Genomic DNA, 12,408 nt, shown 5'->3' with positions numbered 1-12,408 from the left:
CTGACGCCGTGGGGGCAGGGCCCATCACTCCCGGGGGCTTTCGCTTTCCGTCCACCCTTTCGCTCTCCGTTCCACCCGCGCCCCCCGCCTCGGGCGCATCAAGCAGTGCTGCCCAGAGGCGCGTCGCGCGGAGCGCCGAGCACCGCGGGGGTGCCCGGCGCGTCCCTCGCGGTGTCGTCGGCGGCACCTCGCCGTCCCGAGGGTGGGGCGGCAGGGGGGCCGCCCGTCCCGGCTCCTCGCTCGGCCCGCGGCCCGCGGCCTACGCCTTCGCATCCACCGCTACGCCCATCACCTCACGCGCATGCCGGTCCGGCACCATGCCGAGGCGCCAGGCCTGCCAGCCGGCCTCCAGGGTCACGCCCCGTTCCAGCAGCAGCTGGTACGCGTCGACGTAGTCGTCCAGCTTGCGGTCGCGCAGCCCGTGGGTCGCGCGGGACAGCTGCACCAGCTCCTCCTGGGCCACCGCCGTGCCCACCTCCATGCCGCCCGGGGCCGCATACGGCAGCAGCGTGCAGCGCAGGAAGCGGGCCCAGTCCTCGCCCCGGCGGTCGCCGTAGGACGCGAAGAGCTCCACCGCCTCGTCGCACAGGGCCAGCGCCTGCTGCGTGCGGGCGTTGCCCGCGTCCACGACCACCAGCTCCAGGCACGTCCAGGCCTCGCCGTGGGCGACGCCGATGCGCTGGAAGTCGGCCCGGGCGTCGACGAGGAGCTGGCGGGCGAAGCCCGAGTTGCGCAGCGAGCCCGTCTGGGCCGCCCGCTGGTCGCGGGTGACGCGCGCGGAGTGGTGGCGGGCGCAGGCCAAGCCGTAGACGTCACGCATGCGGGAGAACATGGTGCGGGCGCGCTCCAGTTCGCGGACCGCCTGATCGAGATCGCCCGTCTCCTCCAGGGCCTGGCCCAGGTAGTACAGGGTCCAGGCCTCGCCGCGCGCATCCTCGTTGTCCCGGTGCCGGGCCGCCGCCCCGCGCAGCTCCTCCACCGCCGGGGACGCGTCCCCGGCGACCAGCAGCGCACGGGCCAGCTGCGTCAGGGCCCACGCCTCACCACGCGCGTCCCGGGTCCGCCCGTACAGCTCCAGGGCCGCCCGCAGCTCGGCCTCGGCCCGCGGGACGTCGCCCATGCGCAGCCCCAGCTGACCCAGCTGGAAGTGCGCCCAGGCCTGGCCGTGCACGGACTCGCCCCGCCGGTGCAGGACCAACGACTCGGTCAGCAGCTCCAGCGCCTCCGCCAGCCGGGCCCGGTCCCGCTCCACCGCCGCGAGCGCGTGCATCGTCCACGCCCGGTCCACCGCCAGCGCGGGCGAGGCCTGGAGGGCGAGCGCCTCGCGGAGCTTCGCCGACGCCTCCGTCAGATTGCCCTGGTGGTGCAGCGTGATGCCGAGAGAGCACAGCGCGCGGGCGGCACCCGCGTCGTGGTGGGCCTCCCGGTAGAGGTCCACGACCGAGGCGAGGGTGGTGCGGGCCTTGTCCAGCTCGCCCAGCTGCCGGGCCGCGATACCCGTACGCCACTGCACCGAGCGGACCAGCAGCCCCTCGTCCACCGCCTGCGCCAGCTCGCTGATCTCACCCAGCCGGTACAGGTCGCCCCGCAGCAGGCAGTAGTCGCACAGGGCGCCCAGCAGGTTCAGCACCGCCGCCTGGTCCACCCCCTCGGCATGCCGCAGCGCCGCCGTGATGAAGCTCGACTCGTCGTCCAGCCAGCGCAGCGCCTCGTCGAGGGAGGTGAAGCCGTACGGGCTGAAACGGTTCGTCCGGGTCGACATGTTGCCGTCGACCATCCGCAGCACCGAGTCGGCCAGCTCGGCGTAGTTCACGATCAGCCGTTCCTGCGCCGCCGTGCGCTCGGCCGGCTCCTCCTCGTCGAGCAGGCGGGCCCGGGCGAAGGACCGCACCAGGTCGTGCAGCCGGTAGCGGTCGCCCCGGACGTGGTCGATCAGACCGGCCCGGGTCAGCACCTGCAGGTGACGCTTCGCCTCCGCCTCGTCGGTCGCCAGCAGCGCGGCGGCCGCGGCGGCCCCCAGCGAGGCCCGCCCGGCCAGGGCCAGCCGGCGCAGCAGCCGCCGTACCGTCTCCGGCTGGTCCGTGTAGCGCAGCCACAGGGCGCGTTCGACCGGCTCGACGGGGCCGTAGGCGTCGAGGTCCGTGGCCAGCGCCCGCGGCGAGCGCGGACCGAGGCACGAGCCCGCGATGCGCAGCGCCAGGGGCAGCCCGCCACACAGCTCCCGGACCCGGTCCGCGGACTCCGCGTCGTACGGCCCGGAACGGTCCTGCGCCGCCGCGCCCAGCAGCTCCTCCGCACCCGCCGCGTCCAGCGGCGCCACCGCCAGCTGGTGCACCCGCGCGGGCAGGCCCCCCAGCTCCAGCGGGCCCCGCGCGGTGACCAGCACCAGGCTGTCGGACCGCTCCGGGACCAGGGCGCGGACCTGCTCCGCGTCCGCGGCGTCGTCGAGGACGACCGTGACCGGCAGGCCCGTCAGATGCTGGTGATACAGCTCGCCCAGCCGCTTGACCTGCTGGTCGGGCGAGGACCGCTCACGGAACAGCAGCTGCTCGCGGGGCGCGCCGAGCCGGTTCAGCAGATGCAGCAGCGCCTCACGGGTGGACAGCGGGGACTCGCCCGCCCCGTCCGCGCGCAGGTCGACGACACAAGCACCGCGGAAGTAGTCCCTCAGATCGTGCGTCGCGTGCACCGCGAGCGTCGTACGGCCGCTGCCGGGCGTGCCGTGCAGCACCACCACCGTCGGCTGCGTCCGGGTGCTCGCCCGGGCCGCCTGCACCCACTGCCGGATCTGCGCCAGCTCCTGCCGCCGACCCGCGAACGGCTCCGTCGGTTCGGGAAGCTGCCCGAAGGACTGCTCCAGCACATTGCGCCCGCGGGCCGCCGCGCTCTTGTCCGCACCGCGCAGCCGCGGGCCGCCCGTCTTCTTCGGCCCCGTCGAGGCCGCGAACACCCGCTGCTGGTCCAGGAACGGCCGGATGCCCCGCACCTCCAGCGCCGTCAGCCACTGCAACCGCAACTGCTCCGGGCCGCCCGGCTGGTTCACGGCACCGGCACGGCGGTGCGCGGCCGGCAGATGCGACCCGACCACCTTCACCACCGTCGCCGCGGCCCCCACGACACCCACCGTCACACCCGCCCCGACAGCCGTCCCGGTCCCCGTGCCCAGCGCCAGGTCGGCGACGACCGCCGCGACTGCCGCGACCCCGGCCACCAGCAGGGGCGTCCCGGCCCCCTCGCGGGCGTAACGCTGCCCGAAGGTCAGCTGCCCGGCCGCCGCCTCGTCCAGGGCGCGCGTGTAGGCCTCGTACTCCTCACCCGCACTCCGCGCCATCGTGTCGAGCGCTCCGCGCGCCCGCGCGAGCAGCACCTTCCCGTCACTGCGCCCGCCCGAGCGCCGCACCTCCTCCTCCACGGCCCGCACCAGCAACCGCTCGGCCTCCGCCCGATGAGCGTCCCGCATGTCACGTCCCCCTCCGGCGGCAACTCCTTTGCCTCCGAGTGTCCTTGGTGGGAGGCGTGAGCGCGAGGGGGCGACGATCAACGATGCGATGCGGTGATCCACGGGCGGTGAGCTCGCGCGAGGGACCGCGTTCCGCGGCCGGGCGGCCATCCTGAGGCAGGATGGAAGCATGCCGAACCGACTGGCTCATGAGACGTCCCCGTACCTGCTCCAGCACGCCGACAACCCCGTCGACTGGTGGCCCTGGTCGGAAGAGGCCTTCGACGAGGCGCGGAAGCGGAACGTGCCCGTGCTGCTCAGCATCGGATACAGCAGCTGTCACTGGTGCCACGTCATGGCTCACGAGTCCTTCGAGGACCAGGAGACCGCCGAGTACCTCAACGCGCACTACGTGAGCGTGAAGGTCGACCGCGAAGAACGCCCCGACGTGGACGCCGTCTACATGGAGGCCGTGCAGGCCGCGACCGGGCAGGGTGGCTGGCCCATGACCGTCTTCCTCACTCCGGACGCCGAGCCGTTCTACTTCGGTACGTACTTCCCGCCCGCTCCCCGTCAGGGCATGCCGTCCTTCCGGCAGGTGCTCCAGGGTGTGCACCAGGCGTGGGACGAGCGGCGGGACGAGGTGACCGAGGTCGCCGGGAAGATCGTCCGGGATCTGGCCGGGCGGGAGATCTCCTACGGCGATGCGCAGACCCCGGGTGAGGAGCAGCTCGCGCAGGCGCTGCTCGGGCTGACCCGGGAGTACGACCCGCAGCGCGGCGGATTCGGCGGGGCGCCGAAGTTCCCGCCGTCGATGGTGCTGGAGTTCCTGCTGAGGCACCATGCGCGGACCGGTGCCGAGGGTGCGCTCCAGATGGCGAGCGACACCTGCGAGCGCATGGCCCGGGGCGGGATCTACGACCAGCTCGGGGGCGGCTTCGCCCGCTACTCCGTCGACCGCGACTGGGTCGTGCCGCACTTCGAGAAGATGCTGTACGACAACGCCCTGCTGTGCCGGGTGTACGCCCATCTCTGGCGGGCCACCGGCTCGGAGCTCGCACGCCGCGTCGCCCTGGAGACGGCCGACTTCATGGTGCGCGAACTGCGCACGAACGAGGGCGGGTTCGCCTCCGCCCTGGACGCCGACAGCGACGACGGCTCCGGGAAGCACGTCGAGGGCGCCTACTACGTGTGGACGCCTGGGCAGTTGCGGGAGGTGCTCGGCGAGCAGGACGCGGACCTCGCGGCGCGGCACTTCGGGGTGACCGAGGAGGGGACCTTCGAGGAGGGTGCGTCCGTCCTCCAACTGCCCGTGCGGGACGGCTTCGTCGACGCGGGAAAGGTCGCCTCCGTCCGGGAGCGGCTGCTGGCGGCGCGGTCGGAGCGGCCCGCGCCCGGCCGGGACGACAAGGTCGTCGCCGCCTGGAACGGCCTCGCGATCGCCGCGCTGGCCGAGACGGGCGCCTACTTCGACCGGCCCGACCTGGTCGAGGCCGCCGTCGCCGCGGCCGACCTCCTGGTCAGGCTGCACCTGGACGAGCAGGCCCGCCTCACCCGCACCAGCAAGGACGGCCACGCCGGCGCCAACGCGGGTGTCCTGGAGGACTACGCGGATGTGGCGGAGGGTTTCCTCGCGCTCGCGTCCGTCACCGGGGAGGGCGTCTGGCTGGAGTTCGCCGGGTTCCTCGTCGATCACATCGTGGCCCGCTTCACCGACCCTGAGTCGGGGTCGCTGTACGACACGGCGGCCGACGCCGAGCGGCTGATCCGCCGTCCCCAGGATCCGACCGACAATGCCGCGCCGTCCGGCTGGAGCGCGGCGGCCGGTGCCCTGCTGGGGTACGCCGCGCACACCGGCTCCGAGCCGCACCGCGAGGCCGCGGAGAAGGCCCTCGGTGTCGTCAAGGCGCTCGGTCCGCGGGTGCCGCGTTTCATCGGCTGGGGGCTCGCGGTCGCGGAGGCCGTGCTGGACGGTCCGCGGGAAGTGGCGGTCGTGGGTCCGTCGCTGGACGACGAGGGCACGAGGTCCCTGCACCGCACGGCACTTCTGGGGACCGCGCCGGGTGCCGTCGTGGCCGTCGGCGTGCCGGAGAGCGAGGAGTTCCCGCTGCTCAGCGGCCGTCCCCTGGTCGGCGGTGAACCGGCGGCGTATGTCTGCCGTAACTTCACATGTGACGCGCCGACAACGGAAGTTGACCGGTTGCGTGCGGTGCTGAGCGACTGAAGTCGGGAATCAACGGAAACACGCTCTTTATCTGAACAGCCCCCGGGTTTCACAGTTCCCCCCTAATCTCTGCACAGTGACGTGACGGGAGGGGCCGCACCGGCACACCGTCACGACCGGGGGTTCTTGGATCTGGGGGGATCTGTTTGCTGACGTCTGTCTTCATCGCTGCCGTTTCACTGGCCCTGTTCTGGATGGCGGCGTTCACGCTGTGGTGGCAGATGCACGCCTGGCGCACGCCGGAAGTGCTCGCCTCCACCCGGTTCAGCAGTCCGGACGGGGACGAGCACGTCTCCTTCTCGCTGCTGCTGCCCGCGCGGCACGAACAGGCGGTGCTGGACCACACGATCCAGCGGTTGCTGGAGTCGAGCCACACCGACTTCGAGATCATCGTGATCGTCGGGCACGACGACCCGGAGACGACCGCCGTGGCCGACCAGGCCGCGGCGCGCGACGCACGGGTCCGGGTCGTCGTCGACACGCACGAGAAGAAGAACAAGCCGAAGGCCATGAACACGGCGCTGCCGCACTGCCGCGGCGACGTCGTCGGCGTGTTCGACGCGGAGGACCAGGTCCACCCCGAGCTCCTCGCGCACGTCGACCACGCCTTCCGCACCACCGGCGCGGACGTCGTGCAGGGCGGGGTGCAGCTGATCAACTTCCACTCCAGCTGGTACAGCCTGCGCAACTGCCTGGAGTACTTCTTCTGGTTCCGCTCGCGGCTCCACCTGCATGCGCAGAAAGGTTTCATTCCGCTTGGCGGAAACACCGTCTTCGTCCGCACGGACGTCCTGAGGGAAGCCGACGGCTGGGACCCGAACTGCCTCGCCGAGGACTGCGACCTCGGAGTGCGCCTGTCCAGCGTCGGCAGGAAGGTCGTCGTCGCCTACGACTCCGACATGGTGACCCGTGAGGAGACCCCTGGCTCGCTGATGTCCCTGCTGAAGCAGCGCACCCGCTGGAACCAGGGATTCCTCCAGGTGTACCGGAAGAAGGACTGGAAGCAACTGCCCACGCTCGGGCAGCGGTTGCTCGCCCGCTACACCCTGATGACGCCGTTCATGCAGGCCTTCACCGGCCTGATCATCCCGCTGAACGTGGCGATCGCCCTGTTCCTGGACGTGCCCGTCGGCATCGCCTTCATCACCTTCCTGCCGGCCGTCACCGCCCTGGTCACCTTCGTCTTCGAGGTCGTCGGACTGCACGACTTCGGCAAGCAGTACGGGCTGCGCGTCCGCTTCGCGCACTATCTGAAGCTGATCCTCGGCGGCCCCTTCTACCAGGTCCTGCTCGCCGGAGCGGCCGTGCGGGCCGTCTGGCGTGAGCAGCGCGGCCGCAACGACTGGGAGCTGACCAGCCATGTCGGGGCCCACCTCGACGAGACGGCCGTGACCCGGCGCGACGTGACCCGAGAGGACGTTCCCGCGTGACCTCCACCCTTCCCGCGGTGACCGCTGCGAAGGTCCCCGCGCAGCGCCGTCCTGCGCCCCGCACCGGTGCGCACCGCAGACCGGAGCCGCCGAGCCGCCTGCGCTCCTCCCGCTCCGACCTGCTCCTGTGCGGCGTCCTCCTCGCGGCGATCCTCGTCGTGCAGGGCTGGAACATCGCCGACTACCCGGCCCTCAGCGACGACGAGGGCACCTATCTCGCCCAGGCCTGGTCGGTCCAGCAGGGCAACGGCCTGGCCCACTACACCTACTGGTACGACCATCCGCCGCTCGGCTGGATCCAGATCGCCGTGCTGACCTGGATCCCCGCGCTCATCAGTCCCGAGTCGATGACGGTGGGCACCATGCGCGCCGCGATGCTGGTGATCAGCGGCATCAGCGCGGTCCTCGTCTACGTGCTGGGCCGGCGCCTGGCGCTGCCCCGCTGGGCGGCCGCCCTCGGCATGGTGTTCTTCGGGCTCTCCCCGCTGTCGGTCGTCCTCCAGCGGGAGATCTTCCTCGACAACCTCGCGGTGATGTGGACACTGCTGGCCTTCACCCTGGCCGCGTCCCCGAGCCGCCACCTGTGGCACCACTTCGGCGCGGGCATCGCGGCGGCGACAGCCGTCCTCACCAAGGAGACGATGCTCGTCGTCCTGCCCGCCCTGTTCCTCACCATGTGGCGCCACAGCCACCGGGACACCCGCAAGTTCGCCCTCACCGGAGCCGTCACGGCCTGCGCCCTGATCGGCTTCTCCTACCCGCTGTTCGCCCTGCTGAAGGGCGAGTTGCTGCCCGGCGCCGGGCACGTGTCCCTCTGGGACGGCGTCACGTACCAGATGACCCGACCCGGTTCGGGCTTCATCCTGGACCAGGGCTCCGGCTCCTGGGGCGTGCTCCAGTCGTGGCTGTACTACGACAGGATCCTGCCCCTCGGCGGCCTCGCGGGCGCCCTGCTCCTGCTCGTCACCTGGCGCTGGTCGGTCACGGCCCGCGCCCTGGCCGGACCGGCCCTGGCCGTGGCGATCTTCGCCGCGCTGGCCCTGCGCCCGAACGGTTACCTGCCCGCGATGTACGTCATCCAGGCCCTGCCGTTCCTCGCACTGGTCCTGGCCGGAGGGACCGCCTCCGTCGCCCACGCGGTGCTGAGCCGCTGGCGCTCCGAGGCGGAGAAACGGTACGTCAGTGTGAGCCGGTACGCGCTCGCCGCCGTCCTCGCCCTGGCCGCCGGCGCCTACCTCGTGCCCCGCTGGTACGACGGCGCGCACACGGCCGTCACCACCGACGCCAACGCCCCCTACAGGGCCGCCTCCCAGTGGCTGGCCACGGAGGTCGAGGACCCGGAGCGCACCCGGGTGCTGGTGGACGACGCCCTCTGGCTGGACCTGGTGCACCAGGGCTACCGGCCCGGGCTCGGCGTCATCTGGTTCTACAAGGCCGACCTCGACCCGGCGGTGACGAAGACGATGCCGCGCGGCTGGAAGGACCTCGACTACGTCGTCGCCTCGCCGACCGTCCGGCGCGACGCGGCCGATCTGCCCAACGTCAAGGCCGCCATGGAGCACTCGGACCCGGTCGCCACCTTCGGCACCGGCGAGGACCGCATCGAGATCCGCCAGATCCATACGTCCGCCGGAGGCGCGCGATGAGCCAGGAGTCCACCGTCCCCGGCGAGGTCGTCGAGACCGCCGAGATCCCCGAGCCGGGCGCCGTCACCATCGTCGTACCGACGTTCAACGAGTCGGCGAACGTACGGCAGTTGCTGCGCCAGATCACCGAGGCCGTCCCGGCCCGGCTGCCCTGCGAGGTCGTCTTCGTGGACGACTCCACCGACGACACACCCGAGGTCATCGAGAAGGCGGCGCAGGACTGCCCGTTCCCGGTGACCGTGCTGCACCGGAAGGAGCCGGTGGGCGGGCTCGGAGGCGCGGTCGTCGAGGGTCTGAAGGCGGCCACGTCGGACTGGATCGTCGTCATGGACGGCGACTGCCAGCACCCGCCGGCCCTCGTGCCCGACCTCGTCGCCACCGGCGAGCGGGCGAACGCCGGGCTGGTCGTCGCCTCCCGGTACATCAAGGGCGGCAGCCGGGCCGGACTCGCGGGCAGCTACCGCGTGGCCGTCTCGCGCGGGGCGACCTGGCTGACCAAGGCGCTCTTCCCGCGCCGGCTGCGCGGCATCAGCGACCCGATGAGCGGCTTCTTCGCGATCCGCCGCAGCGCGGTCACCGCCGAGGTCCTCCAGCCGCTCGGCTACAAGATCCTCCTCGAACTCGCCGTCCGCAGCCGCCCGCGCAGGGTCACCGAGGTGCCCTTCGTCTTCCAGGACCGGTTCGCCGGGGAGTCCAAGTCGACCGCGCAGGAGGGCCTGCGCTTCCTGCGCCACCTGGCCGGGCTGCGCGCCGCCTCGCCGGTCGCGCGGATGATCGGGTTCGGCCTGATCGGGCTGACCGGTTTCGTGCCGAACCTGCTGGGCCTGTGGGCGCTGACCGCCGCCGGCATGCACTACGTACCGGCGGAGATCCTCGCCAATCAGCTGGGTGTCGCCTGGAACTTCGTGCTCATCGAGCACCTGCTGTTCCGCGAGCGCCGCCGGCACCGCCGGTGGTGGGACCGGGCCGGGCGGTTCGCGCTGCTCGCCAACGCCGATCTGGTGCTGCGCATCCCGCTGATCGCCCTGTTCGTGCACCAGCTGCACCTGGGCGTGCTGTCGGCCACCGCGCTCGCGCTGGTGACGACGTTCGTCCTGCGCTTCGCCGGGACCGAAGCGCTGGTCTATCTGCCGCGCCGGGGACGCGAGAAGCCCGGTCGCGGGAGCACCGCACAGCAAGGAGAGCCGTGTGAACAGACGTCGTAGAAGTACCGCGTTCCTGGCCGTGGCGGGCCTCACCGCCGGCCTGCTGCTGACCGCACCCCAGTCCGCCTCCGCCGCCAACCTCATCAAGAACCCCGGCTTCGAGACCGCCGGCACCGGCGACATGCCGTACTGCTGGGAGAAGTCCGGCTGGGGCGACAACGACTTCACCTTCACCAGCACGTCCGACGCGCACACCGGCTCCAAGGCCATGAAGGTCGAGCTGACCCGCCGCGTCGACGGCGACCGCAAGGCGCTGATCACCGAGTCCGCCGCGTGCGCGCCGGTGGTGACGCCGGGCAAGCAGTACGACCTCGGTCTCTGGTACAAGACGACCACGCCCGACGCGGCGATCACGCTCTTCCGGCACGACACCACGGCCGGCTGGCAGTACTGGACCGACCTCAAGACGCTGGACATGGCGGGCGGCTGGACCGAGGCCACGGTCCGCACCCCCGAGGTCCCGGCCGGTACCGACCGCATCTCCTGGGGCGTCTCCGTCTACGGCACCGGCTCCGCCACCACCGACGACTACACGATGGACCAGGTGCCCGACCCGGTCCTGCCGCCCGAGTGCACCGGCACGGCGGAGCAGTGCGCGAACGGCAAGTGGGAGGTGCTGCCCACGCAGAACCCGGTCCGCTCCATGCACTCCGTCGTCCTGCGGGGCGGCAAGGTGCTGCTGATCGCGGGCTCCGGCAACGACGAGTCGATGTTCGAGGCGGGCACCTTCACCTCGGCGGTGTACGACCCGGCGAACGGCTCGTACAAGATCATCCCCACGCCGAAGGACATGTTCTGCGCCGGGCACGTCCAGCTCCAGGACGGCCGCGTGCTGGTGATGTCCGGCAACAAGGGCTACCCGACAGCCGACGGCCGGGTCGGCTACCAGGGCTACAAGGACTCGTACATCTTCGACCCGGAGACCGAGACCTACACCAGGACCAACGACATGAACGACGGCCACTGGTACCCGTCGGCGACGGTCCTCGGCAACGGGGACGTCATCTCCTTCGGCGGCCTGCGCGAGGACTCCACCGGCTCGGTCACCGCCGAGCTGTTCTCCGAGGCCGAGCAGCAGTGGCAGCCGTTGTGGAAGGTCAACCAGACCTGGTCGTACTGGGGCCTGTACCCGTCGATGATCCTGATGCAGGACGGCCGCCTCTTCTACTCGGGCAGCCATGTCTTCGGCAACAACATCCCCGGCACCGGCTCCGCGATCTACGACTACGACGCCAACACCACCACCCAGGTGCCCGGTCTGCGGAACAAGGACGAGCGCGACCAGTCGGCCAGCGTGCTGCTGCCCCCGGCGCAGGACCAGAAGGTCCTCACCCTCGGCGGCGGCAACATCGACTCCAACCCGGAGGCGAACCGCCTGACCGACATCATCGACCTCAAGCAGCCGAACCCTTCGTACGTGGCCGGGCCGCCGATCCCGCAGGGCACGGTCGACCTCGGCAACGGCCCGGTCCCGCAGACCGGCGACCAGGGCAAGATGTACGTCTCCGCGGTACTCCTGCCCGACGGCAAGGTGCTGGAGACGGGCGGCGCGCTGCACAACCGGGCCAACCCGGTGTACGAGACGTCGATCTTCGACCCCGCGTCGGAGACCTTCGACCCGGTGGCCGTCGACCCCGAGGCGCGTGGCTACCACTCCTCGGCGTTCCTGCTCCCCGACGGCCGCGTGATGACCACCGGCGACAACCCGGGCAACGGCACCTGGAACCACGACGTGTCCGTCTACAGCCCGCCTTACCTGTTCAAGGGCCCGCGCCCGCAGATCACGTCCGTCATCGACACCGAGTGGAACTACGGTGACACCCAGCGGATCACCGTCGACCGGCCCGTCGCCAAGGCCCAGCTGATCCGCCCGGCCGCCGTCACGCACTCCTCGGATCCGAACCAGCGGTTCGTGGACCTGCCGCTGTCGGTCGACGGCGCCAACGTCGACCTGAACGTGACGAGCAACCCCAACCTGGCCCCGCCCGGCTGGTACATGCTCTTCGCGGTGGACGCGAACGGGGTGCCGTCGGTGGCGAAGTGGGTGCACCTCCAGGGCCCGCAGGCCCTGAAGGCGACGGACGCCTCGGCCCACGTCCACGACTTCGCCGACGCACCGAAGGGCAAGGTCACGGGGCCCGGCAAGAAGCGGGTGTCGCAGAAGGTCAGCCCGACGGTCTCCGGCTGCGACCGCCACTACGGCTCGATCAACGTCTGTGTGCCGACGGACTTCCCGGCGGAGGTGAAGAAGACGACGGCCGCCCGCTGCACGTGGCTCAAGGCGAACGACTACGGCCGCCTGAAGGTCAACGGCAAGGACGACCCGCTGAACCTGGACCGCAACGGTGACGGCATCGCCTGCGGCAAGGGGGACCTGACCAGGCGCTAGGAGAGACACGTCCCTTCAGGGGCGCGGGGAACTGCGCGACCGGCCACGACGGTCCCGCGGTTTCCCGCGGCGCTC

General features: G+C 71.7%; 6 protein-coding genes. 5 read left to right on the top strand and 1 reads right to left on the bottom strand.

What is annotated here, in order from left to right; genetic code table 11:
• Positions 1-259: 259 nt before the first annotated feature.
• Entirely contained in the window at positions 260-3,460 is a 3,201-nt protein-coding gene (locus tag GTY56_RS34760) for an ATP-binding protein (protein WP_161369269.1), read from the bottom strand.
• A 169-nt stretch (positions 3,461-3,629) separates the two neighbouring features.
• Between GTY56_RS34760 and GTY56_RS34755 the strand changes: the two genes are divergently transcribed.
• The 5 genes from GTY56_RS34755 to GTY56_RS34735 all read left to right on the top strand — a co-directional run bounded on the left by GTY56_RS34755 (position 3,630) and on the right by GTY56_RS34735 (position 12,333).
• On the top strand, positions 3,630-5,663 hold the full coding sequence (locus tag GTY56_RS34755; protein WP_161369268.1) for a thioredoxin domain-containing protein: 2,034 nt from the start codon (positions 3,630-3,632) through the stop codon (positions 5,661-5,663).
• 146 nt (positions 5,664-5,809) lie between these two features.
• Positions 5,810-7,093 (top strand): glycosyltransferase, encoded by a 1,284-nt coding sequence (locus tag GTY56_RS34750; protein WP_161369267.1) that lies wholly within the window; start codon positions 5,810-5,812, stop codon positions 7,091-7,093.
• On the top strand, positions 7,090-8,739 hold the full coding sequence (locus GTY56_RS34745) for a phospholipid carrier-dependent glycosyltransferase (RefSeq protein WP_161369266.1): 1,650 nt from the start codon (positions 7,090-7,092) through the stop codon (positions 8,737-8,739). Before GTY56_RS34750 ends, GTY56_RS34745 begins: the two co-directional genes overlap by 4 nt.
• Positions 8,736-9,944 (top strand): glycosyltransferase, encoded by a 1,209-nt coding sequence (locus GTY56_RS34740; RefSeq protein WP_161369265.1) that lies wholly within the window; start codon positions 8,736-8,738, stop codon positions 9,942-9,944. Before GTY56_RS34745 ends, GTY56_RS34740 begins: the two co-directional genes overlap by 4 nt.
• Positions 9,928-12,333, top strand: a complete 2,406-nt coding sequence (locus GTY56_RS34735) for a galactose oxidase-like domain-containing protein (protein WP_161369264.1) — start codon at positions 9,928-9,930, stop codon at positions 12,331-12,333. Before GTY56_RS34740 ends, GTY56_RS34735 begins: the two co-directional genes overlap by 17 nt.
• Positions 12,334-12,408: the final 75 nt, after the last annotated feature.

This window comes from Streptomyces sp. SID5643 (genome assembly GCF_009872555.1).
Classification (GTDB): domain Bacteria; phylum Actinomycetota; class Actinomycetes; order Streptomycetales; family Streptomycetaceae; genus Streptomyces; species Streptomyces iakyrus.
The sequence above is the reverse complement of the archived record's forward strand: the minus strand, read 5'-3'. Positions and strand labels throughout refer to the sequence as shown.

Bases quoted from the DNA above. Each gene is read 5' to 3' on its own strand.
- GTY56_RS34740 (WP_161369265.1), top strand. From the start codon at position 8,736: ATGAGCCAGGAGTCCACCGTCCCCGGCGAGGTCGTCGAGACCGCCGAG.
- GTY56_RS34755 (WP_161369268.1), top strand. From the start codon at position 3,630: ATGCCGAACCGACTGGCTCATGAGACGTCCCCGTACCTGCTCCAGCAC.
- GTY56_RS34760 (WP_161369269.1), bottom strand. From the start codon at position 3,460: ATGCGGGACGCTCATCGGGCGGAGGCCGAGCGGTTGCTGGTGCGGGCC.